We start from the raw sequence: 19,307 nt of genomic DNA on the forward strand, positions 1-19,307 counted from the left end.
TCAGTTACTCCGCGCTGATCGCCGTTTGTTGCGATGCCCGGAAATCGGCAAGCGCCAATGCAACCGCGTTGATAACCCTCTCGAGGTCGGCCTTTTCATGTGCTGCCGAGATAAAGAACCGGATACGTGGCGCATCCTTCGGCACACCCACGTGAACGACCGGCGGCGCATAGATCCCCTGTTGCATGAGACACCCGGCGACATACACGCATTCGTCCGGAGTATCGAACAACACCGGCACCACCGCTTCGCCAATGGCCTCGCCGGTATCAAGCCCCGCAGAATGTGCCATGTTCAGGAACGTCTGGGAATTGTCACGCAGCCGCGCAACGCGCTCTGGTTCGCGGCGCAGGATACCAAGAGCCGCCTGCGCACAGGCCACCGTCGCGGGGGCCAGCCCCACGGAGAAGACGAACCCCGGCAGGGTAAACCGCAGCCATTCGATCACCCGTTCATTCGCAGCCACGAACCCGCCCGACGACCCAAAGGTCTTTGACAGGGTGCCCACGGCCAGTTCGATACGGTTGGGGTCGATCCCGAAATGCTCGCACAGTCCGCGACCTGTCGCCCCAAGCACCCCGTAGGAATGCGCTTCGTCCAGCAACAGCCAGGCGTCGTGCTTTTCCTTGATCTCAAGGAGCCTTGGAAGATCGGTGATGTCGCCATCCATCGAAAACAACCCGTCGGTGGCGATCAGCACGCGGCCAAAATGCGCGCGCTGTTCGTCCAGCAGGGCCGCAAGGGCATCCAGATCGTTGTGCGGATAGGTCAGAAAGGTGCACTTCGCAGCCTTGCACCCCATGATGATCGAATTGTGGGCAAGCTCGTCCGCGATCACCAGATCACGGCCGCCAACCATATGCTGGATAAGTGAGATATTGGTGAGATAGCCGGAAATGATCGATAGCACGCCGCCTACGCCAAGGAACTCGGCAAGGTCTTTTTCAAACGCCCTGTGCGTGCTGCGTTCACCCCCCACGAGCCGCGATCCGCCCGCGCCGGTCCCGAACGTGTCATAGGCCGCCTTGGCCGCGCCAACCGTCTCCGGATGGTGCATGAGGCCGAGATAGTCATAGTGCGACATGCTCAGAAAGCCCTCGGGCCACGGTCCGCCTTCTTCTTCAAGCGTGTCTGTGGGGACAAAATAAGGGTGGTTGCCGTCGTCGACGAGCGCACTGCCGGCCAACCGGAAACGGCGCTCCACATAGGTCAAGAAACTGCCACAGTCAGACGACATCACTTCCTCCGCCCTAACTGCTGGGCCAAAACGTTTGAAAACAACCCCTTCCAAACCGTTCTAGCCCACAAGACTCGCGCGAGGAAAGGCTTTTTCGTGATTGATCCGGAAACAGTACTGTTTGGATAATCCCCTTTTGATGCTTTTTGTGGCATTGCGGTGGGGCGAATTTCACGGGCAATCCAAACCGGATGCCAAGCCATTGATCGTGCTGCAATCTTCATCGTTATGGTGTGGCCTGATCAAAAGAAAATGGGTCAAATGTGATTGTTGGCCGCGCAAAGGCAACCGATTGCTAAATCAAGAAGTCAGCTTGAAAACTCTTTAGCGCAGTTCACCAATAGATAACAGGGAAGTGAGGCATTGACGCCAAAACGTCACAGCGGCGTTACGTCGAAAGGGTTCAAGCGACTTGCCTGTCGACTGTCAAACATGCTTCACTCGCTTTGTTGTCAGGGACAGATTGAATCAAGAAAAAATGATCTGCCCTGTAGGGAGTGTCCCGCAAAGGCGGGTTTAGGGGAAAACGCGTGACGGCATTATTGAAGGTTGAGGGGCTTACCATCGGTTTCGGCAAGTCGGCCCCCGTTGTCGAAGACGTGAGCTTTTCCGTCGAACCGGGTGAAACACTGGCCCTTGTTGGCGAATCCGGTTCGGGCAAAACCCTGAGCTGCCGCTCCGCCCTGCGTATCTTGCCCGCCGCCGCGCAAATCCGGGCCGGTTCGATCACGCTGAACGGTCAGAACGGCCCCGTTGATATCCTCGCCCAGTCCGAGCGGCGCATGTGTGACATCCGCGGCAACCAGATTTCGATGATCTTCCAAGAGCCGATGCGCTCGCTCTCGCCGTTGCATCGCATCGGCAATCAGGTGATCGAGGTCCTGCGCCTGCATGGCACTGCCAAGGGGCAGGGCGCCCGCAAGCGGGTTCTGGAAACCTTCGAACGTGTCGGCTTTGTCGACCCCGAGCGCATCTTCCGCTCCTATCCCTTCGAATTGTCCGGCGGTATGCGCCAGCGCGCGATGATCGCAATGGCGATTGTCGGCAAACCCGACCTTCTTATCGCGGATGAACCGACAACTGCCCTGGATGTAACAACTCAGGCACAGGTTTTGGGCCTGATCAAGGACATCCAGAAAGATACGGGCATGTCCGTTGTCCTCGTGACCCACGATCTTGGCGTTGTTGCCAACATGGCCGACAGCGTCTGCGTGATGAATCGTGGCCGGGTCATGGAGGCAGGGACCGCGCAGCAAATCCTGGGCGATCCCCAGCACGGCTACACCCGTCATCTTTTCGCGGCGGCGCCGCAGATCCCCGAAGGCTGTGCCCTCGACGCGCAAGAGCCGGAAAAGGACATGATACTCGAGATGAAGGACGTCACCAAGACGTTCACGCTCAAGGGATCGGCGCCCTGGCATCCCAAGACCCATGTACATGCCGTGCGTGGCATCGAATTCGGTGTCGAGCGCGGCAAGACACTGGCTGTCGTCGGCGAAAGCGGTTCGGGCAAAACAACCTGCGCCCGCATCGCGCTGGGCGCGGAAATTGCCGATCCCGGTGCGCAGGTTCTGTTCCGTGCCGAAAAGGGTGCCGATCCGGTGAACCTGCAAGAGCTTGATCGCGCCGGTCGCCTTGCTTTCCAGCGCAAGGCGCAGATGGTGTTTCAGGATCCCTACTCGACCCTGAACCCCCGAATGCGCGTCAAGGATGCCCTGTGCGAACCGATGGATATCCACGGTATCGGGTCCGCCTCGGAGCGTCTCGACCGCGCGGCAGAGATGCTGAACTGGGTGGGCCTCTCCGAGAACATGCTGACCCGTTATCCACACGCCTTTTCCGGCGGACAACGCCAGCGCCTCTCGATTGCCCGCGCCCTGATGCTTGGGCCGACATTCCTTGTGTGCGACGAACCCACCTCCGCGCTGGATGTGTCAGTACAGGAACAGGTACTGCAACTACTCGAGGAAATCCGCGACCGTCTCAACCTCAGCTACCTGTTCATCTCGCATGACCTCGCCGTCGTGGCGCGGATCGCGGATGATGTTGCGGTGATGCGCGCAGGCCTGGTGGTGGAACAGGGGCCGCCCGAAAGCCTCTTTTTCGACCCCAAACATCCCTACACCAAGGCGTTGCTCGCGGCCCAGCCCGAGCCCGACATCAAACGCCCGATCGATCTCAATGTCGTGGCACAGGGGGCCGGAGAGCCCTCGTCCTGGCCCGAAGCCTTCCGCTTTGATGGTGCCAACGTGCCACCTCTCAACGAAACAAGCCCCGGACATAAGGTGCGCTGCCATGTTTAACCGTCTTCTTTCCTCTCTCGCCGCCATTGCGCTCACCGCGACAACAGCTTTGGCAGGCGTCAATGAAAGCAACTTCTGGAAGGCTGAAGTGGACGCAGGCAATCTGCCACCCGCCGCGGAACGTGTGCCCTCCGACCCGCTTGTTGTTGATCTCAAGGCCAAGGGGCGCACCATTGGGAAACAGGGGGGCACCCTGCGCACGCTCGTGACCCGCAGCAAGGACATCCGCCAGATGGTTGTCTACGGCTACGCGCGTCTTGCCGGCTATGACGAAACCTACGAGATCAAGCCGGACATCCTCGCGGCCATCGACATCGAAGACAGCCGCAAGTTCACCCTGCGTCTGAGGCCGGGGCACAAGTGGTCAGACGGCCACCCCTTCACCTCCGAGGATTTCCGCTACTGGTGGGAAGACGTTGCCAACAACCCCGCGCTGTCGCCCTCCGGCCCGCAGGATTTCCTGCGCGTGGAAGGCGAATTGCCAACCGTGACCTTCCCGGACGAGACCACCGTGATCTACGAATGGTCCAAACCCAACCCGCTGTTCCTTCAGGCCCTCGCCGAGGCCCGCCCACCGTTCATCTATCGCCCGGCGCATTTCCTGAAGCCGTTTCACGAGAAATATGCCGACATGGCAAGCCTTGAGGCCCTGCTGGAGGAAAAGCGCGTGCGCTCCTGGGCGGCGCTGCATAACAAGTCGGACAACATGTACAAGTTCGACAACCCGGCCCTGCCGACGTTGCAGCCCTGGATTCTCGCCACCAAGGACGGCAAGAGCCGCTTCCTTTTCGTGCGCAACCCCTACTATCACCGCATTGATACCCAAGGGACGCAACTGCCTTACATCGACATCGTTGAAATGAACGTCGTCTCCGGTGGTCTCGTGGCGGCCAAGGCCAATGCCGGCGAAGTCGATCTTCAGGCCCGTGGTCTTGATTTCAAGGACGTCGCGATCCTCAAGAAGGGCGAAAAGACGGGCGGCTACAGAACGCTTCTCTGGGGGCAGGGGAACGCCTCGCAAATCGCTATCTACCCCAACCTGAACTATAACGACGAAGGCTGGCGCAACACGCTGCGCGACGTGCGTTTCCGCCGTGCCCTATCGCTGGCAATCGACCGGCGCATCATCAACAAGGCGCTCTACTTCGGTCTGGGCAAAGAGGGCGCGATGACCATGCTGCCCGAAAGCCCCTTCCACAAACCGGAAAACCTCGCCGCGTGGTCCGCCTACGACGTGGCGCAGGCCAATGCGCTGCTCGATGACATGGGCCTGACCGAACGCGATGCCGAAGGTATCCGCCTTCTGCCCGATGGTCGCCCGGTCTGGGTTGTCATCGAAACCGCTGGCGAACGTCAGGAAGTTGAAAATGCGCTTCAGATCATCACCGACAACTGGCGTGACATCGGCGTCAAACTGATCATGCGCCCGCTCGAACGGGACATCCTGCGCAACCGCGTCTATGCGGGCGAAACCATGATGGCGGTCTGGTTCGGATGGGACAATGGTCTGGCCCAGCCCTATACCTCGCCCACCTATGCCGTTCCGCAGCAGCAGGAATTCTTCGCATGGCCCAAGTGGGGCCAGTATTACCAGACCCGCGGTGAAGCTGGGGAACCCATCGATATGGAGGCACCCAAACGCCTGATGGACCTGGCCGAGGACTGGCGCACTGCTACGGATGATGCGGGGCGCACGGCGGCCTGGCAGGAGATTGTCGATATCCACGCCGATCAGGTCTACGGCATCGGTATCCTCGCCGGCGGCCGTCAGCCCGTCGTGGTGAACAACGCCGTGAAAAACGTACCGCTCAAGGCCATCTGGGCCTGGTCGCCGGGTGCGCACTTCGGGGTGCACCGTCCCGACGAATACTGGCTGGACCGGTAAGGAGACCCCTGAATGGCCCTTCTGCGCTTTGCGTTCTTTCGGCTTCTGACCATGCTGGCGACATTGCTGGTGGTGTCGGTGTTGATCTTCGTGATCATCAACCTGCCCCCCGGCGATTACCTGTCGAACCAGATCAACGAGTTGCGCGCGACGGGCCAGTCTGCCGGCGTCGCCAAGGCCGAGTTCCTGCGCAAGGAGTTCGCGCTGGATCGCCCGTTATGGGAGCAATACATGATCTGGATGGGGTTCGCCCCCGGCCCACATGGCTATGCCGGGATGTTGCAGGGCGAATTCGGCTGGTCGTTCGAATTTGACCGTCCGGTTTCCGAATTGGTGGGCGGCGCGCTCTGGCTGACGGTTCTGGTCAACCTCGCCGCCGTGATCTTTGTCTATGCCGTGGCGCTGCCGCTTGGCGTTCTGGCTGCGGCCCGCGCAAAAACATGGGTCGATTACACCTCTGCCTTTGTCGGCTACCTCGGCCTTGCGACACCGAACTTCCTTCTGGCGCTGATCCTCTTCTACTATGGCAACCGTTATCTCAACCTGCCCATCGGCGGTCTCATGGCGCCCGAATTCGAAGGCCAGCCCATGAGTTTCGAAAAGATGAAGTCGGTCCTCATCCACATGATCATTCCAACCTTCGTGATCGGCACGTCCGGTGCGGCGGCGATGATGCAGCGTCTGCGGGCCAACCTTCTGGACGAGCTGGGCAAACCCTACGTCGAGACCGCCCGCGCCAAGGGCATGCCCGAAAGCCGGATGCTGGTGAAATATCCCCTGCGCGTGGCCTTCAACCCCTTCGTTGCCGACATCGGCACGCTGCTGCCCGCGCTGGTTTCGGGCTCGGTTCTGGTCTCGGTGGTGCTGGGCCTGCAAACCATTGGTCCTGTGCTGCTCGCTGCGCTCAAGTCGCAGGACCAGTTCCTCTCGGCATTTGTCCTGATGTTCGTCGCTCTTCTGACCCTGATCGGCACGCTGATCTCGGACCTGCTTCTCGCGCTGCTTGATCCGCGCATCCGCTTTGGAGGACGTTCGGCATGACCCAGCTTCCCGACGGTCGTTACATCGACGACGCCCCCTATGATCCGAACAGCGGCATCGAAGAGCGCAGCGCCGAACTAGATATGTCCAACACCCGGCTGATCTGGCTGCGGTTCAAGGAACACAAACTCGGTCTCTTCTCGGCCCTGTTCCTGCTGTTTTCCTACCTGATGCTGCCCTTCGCGGGGTTCATTTCGCCCTACACGGCGAACGAGCGGCATCCCGACCACCTCTACGCCCCGCCCCAAGCGGTGCATTTCATCCACGAGGGCGAATTTGTTGGGCCTTTCGTCTATCCGCTCGTGGCCGAGATGGATCTCGAAACCTTTGCATGGAAGTACATCCCGGACACCGCGTCACCCGCACCGCTCGAATTCTTTTGCGAAGGCTCGCACTACAAGCTGGCCGGGCTGATCAAGACCAACACGCACCTGTTCTGCGCGCCGGAAGGGGCCACTCTCTTCCTCTTCGGGGCTGACCGGCTTGGCCGCGATGTGTTCTCGCGCATCCTCTATGGTGCTCAGCTGTCGCTGACCGTGGGTCTTGTCGGGATCACCGTGTCCTTTGTCATCGGCATCGTGCTTGGCTCTATCGCGGGTTATTTCGGCGGTATCCTCGACTGGGGCATCAACCGCGTCATTGAAATCCTGCGCTCCCTGCCTGAATTGCCGCTCTGGCTGGCGCTATCTGCGGCGGTGCCCTCGCACTGGGGGCCGGTCGCGGTTTTCTTCATCATCTCGATCATCCTTGGCATTCTGGATTGGCCGGGCCTGGCCCGTGCCGTGCGATCCAAGTTCCTGTCGCTGCGCGAAGAAGAATTCGTGCGCGCCGCCGAAATGATGGGCGCACGGCCCAGCCGCGTCATCCGCAAGCACCTGCTGCCGAACTTCCTCAGCCACCTCATCGCCAGCGCAACCCTGTCGATACCGGCGATGATCCTTGGCGAAACGGCCCTGTCATTCCTTGGTCTAGGCCTGCGCGCCCCGGCCGTAAGCTGGGGGGTCATGCTCAATGACGCCCAGAACCTCGCCTCCATTGAGATCTACCCCTGGACAGCCATTCCCATGCTGCCGATCGTGATCGTGGTTCTCGCCTTCAACTTCTTCGGGGATGGCCTGCGCGACGCTCTTGATCCGAACCGCAGCTAAGGCAGCAACCAACACCCCAAACGAAAGATGCCCCGGACAATGTCCGGGGCATTCGTTTTCAGACGATTGGTTTCGCGTTACCGGTCATCCATTGGGGCGCTCTGACCTTCCAGCGCCTCGTCGTCGATGGCGCCCTGTACCGCCCCTGCAATCGCTTCTTTCTGCTTCTCGTTCAGCGGCTCTTTCGGTTCATCCGCAAGGCGCACGGTCACTTCGCGGTGGGCGAACTTGATGCCTTCGCGTTCGAACAGATCGCGGATTTCCTGGAAGACACGTTTGCGCACCATCCACTGATCCCCCGGCTTGGTCATGAACTTCACCCGGATGATCATCGCCGAATCCTGCATCTCGATCACACCCTGGCTTTTCAGCGGCTGGATGAAATCCTTACCGATAACCGGATCATCCAGCAGGCTGATCCCCAGCTTCTTGATCAGCTTGCGCACGCGTTCCACGTCGGTGTCATATGTCACGCGCAGCGGTAGCTTCATGATCACCCAGTCACGCGAAAAGTTCGTCAGGTGGGTGATTTCACCAAAGGGCACCGTGTGCAGCGGCCCAAGGTGGTGGCGCAGTTGGAAGGACCGCACCGAGATCTTCTCGACCGTCCCCTTCACGCTGCCAATATCGATGTACTCGCCCTTGCGGAACGCATCGTCGAACAGGAAGAACGCGCCCGAGAAAATATCCCGCACAAGGGTCTGTGCACCGAAACCGATCGCCAGGCCAACAACACCGGCGCCGGCAAACAGCGGGCTGACATTTACGCCCAGTTCCATCAGCGCAATCAGCACGATAGTGACGGTGATCACCACAAGGATGAAATTGCGGAACAGCGGCAGCAGGGTCGCCAGGCGCGAAGCACTGGACGCGCCACCCTCGTCACCAAGCTCGGCCTCTTCCGGCTGATCCCCCTGTTCTTCGCGGATCTTGGTATCAACCCAGATCCGGAAGGCATGGAACACGATATACCCAAGGAACAGGATCACGATCACATCAATTGCGCGTCCCGAAAAATCATCACTGTCCATGATGTTTTCGCCGTTCCAGATATTGATGCAGGCCACGAGACCCGCCACCATCGCCAGAATCCCCGAGATACGCCGCGCGAGATCTTCGAAGGTGTTCATCTTCTTCGAGTTCAGCTCTTCAAGCTGCTCCTCGATTTCGGCCACCTCGTCCTGAACTTCCGCGTCTTCACCATCCTCTTCCGCAGCCGCGGCCAGTTCCTCGGCAGCTTCGTTCAGCTCGCGGATGGCGCGGGCACGCTGGAAATAGCGTTCGATGCCATAGTTGATCGTGGCGTAGACCACGATGATTGACATCAGGATCATGTAGGCGCCGGCGATCAGCGGAACCGAGACCGGCAACTCCAGCACCAGCTGGAAGTTCAGACGCGCCCAGCCGATGACCATGTAGACCAGCATGAAAGGTGCCCACAGCTGGCTGGCAAGACGTGTGGCAAGCGTCACATCGTCGAGATCGCGCCCATTCCGGATCGCGTTCGAAATGGCGACGCGGTTGGCAAAGATCATGCTGATGTTCAGCAACAGAAGCGCCGTGTTCAGACCAACCGACATGATCGCAAACACATCGTAGTTCAGTCCCAGCTCTTTCAGCCAGATGCCAAAGAACGCCGTGCAGATGTCGAACATGGCCACGAAGAACAGCCAGTTGTGCAATTTGCGCGCATCGTGGGTTGAAAACGCGGGAATGCGGTACTGATCAAGGTAGGGCGACAGGATCATCCGCCAGACAAGTGACACCACGCGCACCAGCATGTAGGCGGCCGTCACCGTCAGATAGGTGAATTCGATCGCGGTATCGTCCGTCGAGCCAAAGACCAGGAAGCTCACCAGAATAGCGACGGCAACCGAAACGCAGATGCCGATACAACCAGCCACAAAGCGATAGACAAGGAACGGCAGTTTGCCCGAATACCCTTCCGGATTTTCCTTGATGCGCGGCACCACGAAATTGATGGCAAACCGTTTGCCGTACACCTCACGCTCGAACAGGATACCAATCGCGAGGAACCCAAGCGTCCAGATTACCGTCTCGAAAAAGGCCCAGATCTGGCCTGTCGGGCTCGAGGCACGCAGGATGAACTCGACTTCGTTGATGGCGGCGGGCAGGGCGCTCAGCCGCTGGGCAAACGTCTCCCGGAAACTCTTGACCCGCATCTGGGCTTTCATGAGCTGGGAGCCGTCGCTCTCTTCGGCTTCCGCTTCCGTCTCACCGGCTTCCTCAGAGGCACCTATCATGTTGCCGGAACCATCCAGCACGATCACGCTCATGCCATTGTCGGCAGCCTGTTGGAGAATATCACTTACTTCGCCGCTGACCTCCGTTCCCTGTGCCATCCCGCTTTGCGGGGTCTGCGCAAGGAAAAGTACAGTCAGAACAAGAACCAGAAATCGGAGTACCATCGAGAAAGCCTTCTGCCGCGTTACAGCCAAGATGTAGCGCAGAATCCCGCGCCACGTAAACGTTCGGGTTTATCCGTGCCGCCAAGCCCGGGAAATCTGTTGTCTTTGTGTCCTTAGCCGGTGCTTTCTGCGCCTTTAGGGGTGACATTTCCCGTGGTTTTCGTTAGCGCAAGTGCGGATGAAGAAGACGCGGCCTTGGCCGCTGGGCGAGGATCCGTGACAATCGCACCAAAAGAGAAAATCGCAGTCCTTGGTCTTGGCTACGTGGGGCTGCCTTTGGCCCTGGCCCTGTCCAGAAACGGCTTCGGCGTGATCGGCTTTGATACCCACGACGGTCATGTCGCCGCGCTGCGCAACGGCGAAGACCGCAACGGCGAGGTCTCGACCGAGTCGATGCAGGCCGCCAACGTGCTTTATACGTCGAACCCCGCCGATCTTGCAGACGCGACGGTCTACGTGATCGCCGTGCCGACCCCGATCAGCGACGCGCGCAAACCTGACCTTGGGCCGATCCACAGCGCCTGCAACAGCATTGCGCCATACCTTTCCAAGGGCGACCTGGTCATCCTTGAATCCACCGTCTATCCCGGCGTGACGGAAGACGTCTGCGGCCCCGCCCTTGCCGCCGGCAGCGGTTTGCGGGCCTACGAGGATTTCAAACTCGCCTATTCGCCCGAACGCGTGAACCCGGGGGATGCGGAACATTCGCTCGAGTCCGTCATCAAGGTGGTCGCCGCGCAGGATGATGAAACCCTCGACCGTGTCGAGGCGATCTACGCGCCGGTCGTGAAGGCGGGCCTCCATCGGGCCAGTTCGATCAAGACCGCCGAGGCCGCAAAGGTCATCGAAAACACCCAGCGCGATCTCAATATCGCATTGGTCAACGAATTCGCTCTGATCTTCTCCCGCCTTGGCCTCGATACGCTCGAAGTGCTCGAAGCCGCAGGCACCAAGTGGAACTTCCTGCCGTTCAAGCCGGGTCTTGTCGGCGGGCACTGCATCGGTGTCGATCCCTACTACCTGACCTACAGGGCGGAACAGCTGGGCTATCACCCCGAAGTGATCCTCGCAGGACGCCGCATCAACGATCACATGGGCCGTCACGTTGCCCAGGAGATGATCAAGGCGATGCTGGCACGCAAGGAAAACCCGGCCCGTTCGCGCGTGCTCATCATGGGGTTCACCTTCAAGGAAAACTGCGCCGACACGCGCAACACCCGCGTCGCCGACATCGCGGAAGAGCTGCAATCCTACTCGGCAGATGTCGATATCTGGGATCCGTGGGTCAGTGCCGAAGTGATGCAGGAAGAATATGGCCTCACCCCGGTTGAGACGCCGGAACAAGGGGCGTATGACGGAATCATTGTTGCCGTTTCCCATTCCGAATTCGTGACCATGGGAGCCGAGGCAATAAGAGCACTCGGAAAGCCGGGTGCGATCCTGTACGATATCAAAGGGGTGCTTGCGAAGTCCGAGTCGGATTTGCGACTGTGATCTCGCGGTAAAGGGGCAAGAACTTGGCTGACGACAAGAATGTGACCGGACAGGCAGCGGGCAACAGCTCGCCGCGTGTGCTGTTCTACAGCCATGACACCTTCGGCCTTGGCCATCTCCGTCGCTCGCGTACCCTTGCCAGTGCCATCACCGCCGCAGACCAGAGCATTTCCGCGATCATCCTCACCGGATCTCCGGTCGCAGGACGCTTTGCCTTCCCGGATCGCGTCGACCACATCCGCCTTCCCGGTGTCACCAAGAACCCCGATGGCTCCTATGCCTCGGAAACGCTTGGCCTTGATATCGACGAAACCACGGAATTGCGGGCGGGTCTCATCAAGTCGGCCGCCATGCACTTCAATCCGGATATCCTGATCGTCGACAAGGAACCCACGGGGTTTCGCGGCGAATTGATCCCGGCGCTCGACTGGCTCAAGAACAAGCGCAAGGCGCATATCGTTCTGGGCCTGCGGGACGTGCTGGACGAACCTGAAGTTCTGGCCGCCGAATGGGAACGCAAGGGCGCCATCGAGGCGGCCGAGAAATACTATGACGAGGCATGGGTCTACGGCCTGCGCTCGATCTATGATCCCACGGCAGGTCTCGATCTCTCCGCCGCCTTCCGGTCGCGGATGAAATATACCGGCTATCTCCGCCGCGAAGTCCTCGAAGAGGGCGAGATCCCGGACGAGAACTATATTCTCATCACTCCGGGCGGTGGCGGCGATGGCGCCAGCATGGTGGACCTCGTTCTGTCCGCCTATGAACGCGATCCCACCCTCGGCCCCAATGCCAAGCTGGTCTATGGCCCCTTCCTCTCCGGCGAGCAGCGTGCCGAGTTTGAAACCCGCGTTGCCGCTCTTGATGGCCGCGTGCAGACCACCGGTTTCGACAGCCGTATGGAAAACCTGATCACAGGCGCACAGGGCATCGTGTCGATGGGCGGCTACAACACTTTTTGCGAGATGCTGTCCTTCGACAAGCCCGCGGTTATCGTGCCGCGCACCAAGCCGCGTCTCGAACAATACATCCGCGCACATCGCGCCGAAGAACTCGGTCTTGTGCGTGTTCTCGACGAATTCCGCGAGGGGCTGACCGTTGTGGCCATGATCGAAGCCATCCGCGCACTGCCGCACCAGAAGAAACCCTCGACGGCCTTTGTGCCGGGGCTTCTGGACGGATTGGATTTCGTCTCACATCGTTCTCTTGAAATGCTGGGTCTGAAGGACGCACAAGGGGTGGCATGAACACAAAACACGCCCGTCTGGCGGTTGTGGTAAAGGGCTGGCCGCGCCTGTCCGAAACCTTCATCGCACAGGAACTCGTGGCCCTCGAAGAAATGGGCCATGATCTGGAAATCTGGTCGCTTCGCTTTCCAACCGACAAAAAGCGCCATCCGCTGCATGACCGGCTCAAGGCCAAGGTCAACTACCTGCCCGAGTATCTCTATCAGGAACCTCTGCGCGTCTTGCGTGGCATTGGTCGCAACATCCTGCGCACTGGCTTCTGGAAGGCGACGGCTGTCTGGCTGTGGGATCTGATGCGCGACCGCACAACCAACCGGGGCCGCCGGTTTGGTCAGGCCTGCGTTCTGGCCGCTGAATTGCCGCCGGAAACCGCTGCCCTTTATGCGCATTTCATGCACACACCGGCCTCTGTTACCCGCTATGCCGCCATCATGCGGGGTATGGACTGGGGCGTCTCGGCCCACGCCAAGGACATCTGGACCTCGCCGGAATGGGAAAAGCGCGAGAAACTTCAGGCAAGCACCTATGGCGCCGAGTTCCTTGCCACCTGCACCGGCTTTGGCGCCGAGCACCTCAAGGGGCTGGCGGATCGTCGCGATCGGGTCGAACTGATCTACCATGGGCTTGATCTCGCCCGCTTTCCCGCCCCTCCGGAACGCACCATCACCGACGGCCCCCTGCGCCTTTTGTCGGTTGGTCGTCTGGTCGAGAAAAAAGGCTTCGACAACCTGATCGCCGCCCTCGGTCAACTGCCCGAAACGCTCGACTGGCACTGGCAGCATATCGGCGGCGGCAACGGCGATACCCTCAAGGCACAGGCCCGCGACCTCGGGATCGACCACCGCATCACCTGGAGCGGGGCCTGCGACCAGCCGGAAGTGATCGAGGCCATGCGCGCCTCCGATATCTTCGTTCTGCCCAGCCGTATCGCCAAGGATGGTGACCGCGATGGCCTGCCCAACGTCCTGATGGAAGCCGCCTCGCAAAAGCTCTGTATTCTGTCGACCCCGGTCTCTGCCATCCCCGAGTTCATCGACACGGGCGTTCACGGCATCCTGTCGGATGACGCCCCCAAGGCACTGGCCGCAGCCATGACCGATCTTGCCGACAATCCGCAAAAGCGCCTTTCCATGGCCGAGGCCGCCTACGAGCGTCTCACCAATCACTTCCTCATGGGGCCGCATATCAAGGCACTCGATGCCCGTCTCAAGGCCCTGATCGGAGAGTAAGATGGCCCGGATCGCCTTCTACGCGCCGCTCAAATCCCCGAACCATCCGAACCCGTCGGGAGATCGTGAAATGGCCCGTGGGATCATGGACGCGCTGGCCGATCCCGCCCGCGATTGCACCGTGGTCCTTGTCTCGGAACTGCGAAGCTATGACGGCAAGGGTGACAGCGCGGTACAGGCTGCGCTTTTCAAAGATGCAGAGGCCGAGGCAGAGCGGCTGATCGCTCTTGGCGGATGGTCGGCCTGGGTTACCTATCACAACTACTACAAAGCCCCCGACCTGATCGGTCCAAAGGTCGCCGCCGCCCTGAACATCCCCTACATCCAGATCGAAGCAACCCGCGCCTACAAGCGCCTTGATGGCCCGTGGGATCAATTCGCCCGCGCGGCACACGCCGCATCCGATCAGGCACAGGCGATTTTCCATGTCACCGAACGCGATGGTGTCTCGCTTCTGGAACACGCGCCCGAGGATCAGCGCATCGCGCACCTGCACCCTTTCCTGCGCCGCGATGACCTTCCCGTGCACCAGATGCCGTCGGACCGGACCATCCTGTGCCTCGGCATGATGCGTCCGGGCGACAAGCTGGCGTCCTACACCGTGGCCGCCGAGGTTCTGAAACACCTCAAGACCCCCGATTGGCGGTGTGAAATCGTTGGCGATGGGACTGCCCGCGCCGAGGTCGAAGCCCTGTTCGCCCCATTCGGCGATCGCGTCACCTTTCTGGGCAAGCTGGAAGGGCCTGCAAAAGACGCCGCCTTTGATCGCGCTTCGGTTCTCCTTTGGCCGGGTGTGAACGAGGCTTTCGGCATGGTCTACCTCGAGGCGCAGGCGGCGGGCGTTCCCGTCGTGGCCGAGAACCGTCCCGGCGTGCGCGACGTCCTGCCAAACGCGGCGATGGTGTCCGAAGGCGATATCACCGCGATGGCCACCGCGATTGATCGCCTCTGGGGCGCGCGGCATTACTGGGCCTCCCGCGCCACCCAGGCCCGCGCCTTCGTTCAGCAAAATCATCTCTTGCCAGCCGCCCGCAAAACCCTGTGGGATGTGCTTGAGACACTGATGGGAGAGAACGCATGATCCGATTGGCCATGCTGCGTCACGGGCACACGCATTGGAACCGTGCAGGCCGCATTCAGGGGCGCACCGACATTCCGCTGGATGACGAGGCCCGCGCCGACCTTGCCGCCTTTCGCCTGCCCGCCGACTGGGCCGATGCCGCCCTTGTCTCAAGCCCCCTTCACCGGGCCCGCGAAACCGCGGAAATCGTTGCCGGTCGCGCACCCGAAACCGTCGACTCCCTGATCGAAATGAACTGGGGTGACTGGGAAGGCCTCAAGGGCGTCGACCTCAAGGCCGACCCCGACTCCGGATTTCGGGACATCGAATACTGGGGCTGGGACTATCAGCCCCCCAGCGGCGAAACCCCGGCCGAGGTCTGGAACCGTCTCGCCGATTGGGTTTTCTCGCTCAAGGCCGATACGCTTGCCGTCTGCCACATCGGCATCATGCGGATGATCCTCGCCAAGGCCCACGGCTGGGATTTCCTTGGCACGCCGCCCTTTGCCGTTAAGCGAAACCGCCTGTTCGTGGTAGAGATCGACGGCACAGACCTGCGCGTCGCCTCACCCGAAATCGTGCGTCTGGACAGGGTCGCATGAAGGTTCTGATCTCCGTCACCCATCTTCTCGGCGCTGGCCACCTGTCCCGCGCCCTGACCCTGGGCCGTGCCTATCTGGCCGCGGGTCACACCGTCACGATCCTGTCGGGCGGCCGCCCAGCGCCGCACATGGATTTTGCCGGAATCGATCTCATACAATTGCCGTCGGTCGCCTCTGACGGCACCAATTTCAGCCGCCTACTGGACGATGCTGGCCTTGAGGTGACTGAACAAACCTTCGAAGCGCGCAAGCAGCTGGCCATCGCAACCCTGCACCGCCTGCAACCCGATGTGCTCCTGACCGAACTCTTTCCCTTCGGTCGCCGCTCTTTGTCGGACGAGTTTCTGGCCCTTCTCAATGCGGCCCATGCCATGCCCAACCGCCCCCGGGTGCTGTGCTCCATTCGCGATATCCTCGCCCCGCCCTCGAAACCCAAAAAGGCGGAAAAAGCCGCCGAAATTCTCACAACCTACTACGATGGCGTCTTGGTCCATTCCGACCCCGAAATCACCCAACTCTCGGCAAGCTGGCCGGTCACCGATGCCATCGCGCCCCTGTTGCACTACACCGGTTACGTGGCACCACCCGCCGCAACACCCCATCCTGACGGGGCAGGGCAGGGCGAGGTGCTGGTCAGTGCCGGTGGTGGATCAGTCGGGCAGGCCATGTTCGAATGCGCGATCGAGGCCGCCCGCCAAAGTGATCTGCACTGGCACATCCTTGTCGGCGGCGCAGACCGCGACGCGCGGATTGCCGCGCTGAAACAAAAGGCCGGCGATCTCGACATCACCATTGAGGCCGTGCGCCCCGACTTCCGCCAGATGCTCTACTGCGCTGCCGCCTCGCTGAGTATGTGTGGCTACAACACCGCGCTTGATCTCCTGCAAACCGGCATCCCCTCGGTTCTCGTCCCCTTCGATGATGGCGGAGAGGTGGAACAGACCCTGCGCTCCACCTCGCTTGCCGAACAGCCTGCGATTGAGGTTCTGCCCACCGCCGACGTGACACCGGCGCGCATGGCCGAACTGGTCGCCAGGGTGATCAACCAAGGCCCGCGTAGCGGGAATGGCGCCGCGATGGATGGCGCTGCCGAGGCGGTGCGCATCACCGAAAAACTGGTCAGTGTGGCATGAAGATCGACTGGTCCCCCCTCCGGCAAGAACTGGCGATTTGGCGGGAACAGGGTCTGATTCTGCCCTTCTGGTGGCGCGACGACGACGCGATCCAGTCCACCGCGCACCTGGACCGGATGCACGAGATGTCACGGGCGCTTGGCGTGCCTGTCCACCTTGCCGTGATCCCGAAAACGGCCAGGCCGGAACTGGCGACTTATGTCGACGGCCGCCAAAACCTGATCCCCGTGATCCACGGCTGGGCGCATGAAAACCACGCCCCGCCCGAAGCCAAGAAGGTCGAGTTCGGCGCCACCCGCAGACCTGAAGACGCCCGCGCCGATCTGCAAAACGCGCTCGCCCGCCTGCAAGGCCTCTTTGGTGCGCGTCTCGCCCCGATGTTCGTGCCGCCCTGGAACCGCATCGCGCCCGACCTGATGCCGGCGCTTGCCGCCATCGGCTATACCGCGATCTCGACCTATACGCCCCGCAAAGCCGTTGAGCCCGCGCCCGGCGTGGTCCAGATCAACACCCATATCGATCCGATTTTCTGGCGCGGCACGCGGGGCCTCGTCGCGCCCGAGACGCTGGTCGCCCAAACCGTGCAGCTGCTGCAAGATCGGCGGAACGGCAACACCGATGCCGCCGAGCCGCTGGGCTATCTCACCCACCACCTCGTGCATGATGCCGATATCTGGGACTTCACCCGCCAGTTTCTGAGCGAAATGCAATCCGGCCCGATCACGCTTTACCGGCACGATCAGGCCTGAACCCCGCTTACTCTGCCGCCGGAAGTTTGAACTCGGCCGCCTCGGCCTTGGTCAGCATCGCCCCCTGCTTGCGTTCCAGAAGGACTTCGCGGGCCTTGGCGTACATGTCGTCCTGCCAGAAGATCAGACAGCCGTTGCACCCCTTGCCGCAACACCCTTCGGTGCCCTTGCGGTTGGTCTTGAAACGCTTGGTGTTGGCATCCGCTTCAATCGCCTCCACCAGCTTGTCGCGGCGACGCTTATACGCGGTCTCGCCGGTGCTATCCTTCACTTCCATCGCCAGCGCCGTCTTGTCGAGTTGCAGACGCGCCCATTGCTCTTCGGTCAGCGCACGCTCTTTGCGCAGCACCGTGTAGGGCGGAAAGTTCGTGCGCAGGTCCTCAAGGTCTTCATGCTCGAACAGGGCGAAAGGCAGACGGATGATCGTCTTGGTCGATCCGTGGATTACCTCTTTCTTCTCACCGGTTGCCGCCACCTCGTACTCATAGCCCCGCAGCAGGATGGTATTGCGCGCCACCGGTGACACGATCTCGATCACATCCCCCGGCTCAAGCTTGTTCTTCACCTCGACATGAAAGGCGTCTTCGGTCACCTCGGTCACAACCCCGGCATATTCCCACTGGGCAATCGCCTGCGTCTGCTCGTAACCATGCGCGAGGTTGGTCAAACGCCCCTTGTGGAAGGCCAGCGTATAGCCGCGGTTGCCCACGGTCCCCAGTTCTTCCATGTAATCCGCCGCGTTCCAGTTCTCCGGGTCGGCATAGTAGTCATCAATCGCCATCCGGTAGGCCCGCGCCACGACGGCGGCATAGTATTCCGATTTCCCGCGCCCCTCGACCTTGAGACTGTCGACACCAATGCGCAGATAATCATCCAGCTTTGGCATCAGGCACAGGTCTTTCGAGTTCAGGATATAACTCCCGCGCTCGTCTTCCTGGATCGGCAGGAACTCACCGGGCCGCACACCTTCTTCCAGCAGGAATTCGAACATGTGCAAATTGTCCTCGTCGACAATCAACTCCTGAACCGTGCCGTCCTTGAGACGCATGTGGAACTTGTAGTTCCAGCGACACGAGTTGGCACAGTTGCCCTGGTTCGCCCCGCGCTCGGCCATGAAGTTCGACAACAGGCAGCGGCCCGAATAGGTCATGCACATCGCGCCATGCACAAAGGCTTCCAGCTTGATGTCCGGGCATTTCTCGCGAATTTCCTCCAGCTCGGGGAAAGACACCTCGCGTGCCAGAACCACAAGGTCCGCACCCTGCGACTGCCAGAATTGCGTGGTCAGCCAAGAGGCGATATTGGCCTGCGTCGAGACATGCAGCGGGATTTCCGGTGCCCGTTCGCGTACGTATTGAAACACCCCCGGATCGGAAATGATGAGGCCGTCCGGCTTCACCTTCCGCACCGTCTCGATGTACTCGTCCAGCTTGGGGATGTCCTTGTTGTGCGAGAACAGGTTCAGCGTCAGATAGGCGCGGCGACCATGTTCATGGCAGAACTCGACCCCCTCGATCACATCCTCGAGCGAAAACTCGGATTTCGTGCGAAGCGACATGTCGGGCGTGCCAAGATAGACGGCATCCGCGCCATAAAGCACGGCCATCTTGAGCTTGCGAAGGTTGCCCGCTGGCATCAGCAGTTCGGAACGATGTTGGGTCATGAGTCGCGCATCCGTTTTGGAAGGCTTTCCCTTACCGCAGATTTGTCCCTAAGGCAAAACACCTCGTTGCGGAACGCAAAAGGCCGG

Annotated in this window: 14 protein-coding genes; 11 read left to right on the forward strand and 3 right to left on the reverse strand. The window is 60.7% G+C overall.

Features of this window, described 5'->3' with window-relative positions; genetic code table 11:
• Positions 1-4: 4 nt before the first annotated feature.
• On the reverse strand, positions 5-1,237 hold the full coding sequence (locus ABWV42_RS17345) for an aminotransferase class I/II-fold pyridoxal phosphate-dependent enzyme (protein ID WP_353341279.1): 1,233 nt from the start codon (positions 1,235-1,237) through the stop codon (positions 5-7).
• Positions 1,238-1,767: 530 nt separating this feature from the next.
• Between ABWV42_RS17345 and ABWV42_RS17350 the strand changes: the two genes are divergently transcribed.
• From ABWV42_RS17350 to ABWV42_RS17365, 4 genes are read left to right on the forward strand one after another with little or no spacing between them, the layout of a single operon-like run.
• Entirely contained in the window at positions 1,768-3,540 is a 1,773-nt protein-coding gene (locus ABWV42_RS17350; protein ID WP_353341280.1) for an ABC transporter ATP-binding protein, read from the forward strand.
• Positions 3,533-5,425, forward strand: coding sequence for an ABC transporter substrate-binding protein (locus ABWV42_RS17355; RefSeq protein WP_353341281.1), 1,893 nt, complete (start codon positions 3,533-3,535; stop codon positions 5,423-5,425). Before ABWV42_RS17350 ends, ABWV42_RS17355 begins: the two co-directional genes overlap by 8 nt.
• A gap of 12 nt (positions 5,426-5,437) precedes the next feature.
• Positions 5,438-6,466: an ABC transporter permease gene (locus ABWV42_RS17360; RefSeq protein ID WP_353341282.1), complete on the forward strand. Its 1,029-nt coding sequence runs from the start codon at positions 5,438-5,440 to the stop codon at positions 6,464-6,466.
• A complete protein-coding gene (locus ABWV42_RS17365) occupies positions 6,463-7,614 on the forward strand; it encodes an ABC transporter permease (protein WP_255106993.1) in 1,152 nt (383 codons plus the stop codon). The genes ABWV42_RS17360 and ABWV42_RS17365 overlap by 4 nt, the downstream gene beginning before the upstream one ends.
• A 77-nt stretch (positions 7,615-7,691) precedes the next feature.
• On the opposite strand, the gene ABWV42_RS17370 is transcribed toward ABWV42_RS17365, so the two are convergent.
• On the reverse strand, positions 7,692-9,977 hold the full coding sequence (locus ABWV42_RS17370) for a mechanosensitive ion channel family protein (RefSeq protein ID WP_353341283.1): 2,286 nt from the start codon (positions 9,975-9,977) through the stop codon (positions 7,692-7,694).
• Between the two features lie 288 nt (positions 9,978-10,265).
• Here ABWV42_RS17370 and ABWV42_RS17375 point away from each other — a divergent pair, with 288 nt between their 5' ends.
• Genes ABWV42_RS17375 through ABWV42_RS17405 form a run of 7 tightly spaced genes read left to right on the forward strand, consistent with a single transcriptional unit; the run spans position 10,266 to position 17,557 of the window.
• Positions 10,266-11,537, forward strand: coding sequence for a nucleotide sugar dehydrogenase (locus tag ABWV42_RS17375; RefSeq protein WP_353341410.1), 1,272 nt, complete (start codon positions 10,266-10,268; stop codon positions 11,535-11,537).
• A 23-nt stretch (positions 11,538-11,560) separates the two neighbouring features.
• Positions 11,561-12,784, forward strand: coding sequence for a glycosyltransferase family protein (locus tag ABWV42_RS17380; RefSeq protein ID WP_353341284.1), 1,224 nt, complete (start codon positions 11,561-11,563; stop codon positions 12,782-12,784).
• Complete coding sequence (locus ABWV42_RS17385) at positions 12,781-14,013, forward strand: glycosyltransferase (RefSeq protein WP_353341285.1); 1,233 nt, start codon at positions 12,781-12,783, stop codon at positions 14,011-14,013. The genes ABWV42_RS17380 and ABWV42_RS17385 overlap by 4 nt, the downstream gene beginning before the upstream one ends.
• Before the next feature lies 1 nt (position 14,014).
• Positions 14,015-15,094 carry a glycosyltransferase family 4 protein gene (locus tag ABWV42_RS17390; RefSeq protein WP_353341286.1) on the forward strand — a complete coding sequence of 360 codons (1,080 nt, stop codon included), beginning with the start codon at positions 14,015-14,017 and terminating at the stop codon, positions 15,092-15,094.
• On the forward strand, positions 15,091-15,675 hold the full coding sequence (locus tag ABWV42_RS17395; RefSeq protein ID WP_353341287.1) for a histidine phosphatase family protein: 585 nt from the start codon (positions 15,091-15,093) through the stop codon (positions 15,673-15,675). Before ABWV42_RS17390 ends, ABWV42_RS17395 begins: the two co-directional genes overlap by 4 nt.
• Positions 15,672-16,808: a glycosyltransferase family protein gene (locus ABWV42_RS17400; RefSeq protein WP_353341288.1), complete on the forward strand. Its 1,137-nt coding sequence runs from the start codon at positions 15,672-15,674 to the stop codon at positions 16,806-16,808. The genes ABWV42_RS17395 and ABWV42_RS17400 overlap by 4 nt, the downstream gene beginning before the upstream one ends.
• A complete protein-coding gene (locus ABWV42_RS17405) occupies positions 16,805-17,557 on the forward strand; it encodes a polysaccharide deacetylase family protein (protein WP_353341289.1) in 753 nt (250 codons plus the stop codon). Before ABWV42_RS17400 ends, ABWV42_RS17405 begins: the two co-directional genes overlap by 4 nt.
• 7 nt (positions 17,558-17,564) lie before the next feature.
• Here ABWV42_RS17405 and ABWV42_RS17410 read toward each other — a convergent pair whose 3' ends face one another.
• On the reverse strand, positions 17,565-19,220 hold the full coding sequence (locus tag ABWV42_RS17410) for a U32 family peptidase C-terminal domain-containing protein (protein ID WP_353341290.1): 1,656 nt from the start codon (positions 19,218-19,220) through the stop codon (positions 17,565-17,567).
• Between the last annotated feature and the right edge of the window lie 87 nt (positions 19,221-19,307).

The organism is Pelagimonas sp. KU-00592-HH, assembly GCF_040369695.1.
In the GTDB taxonomy this organism is placed as follows: domain Bacteria; phylum Pseudomonadota; class Alphaproteobacteria; order Rhodobacterales; family Rhodobacteraceae; genus Shimia.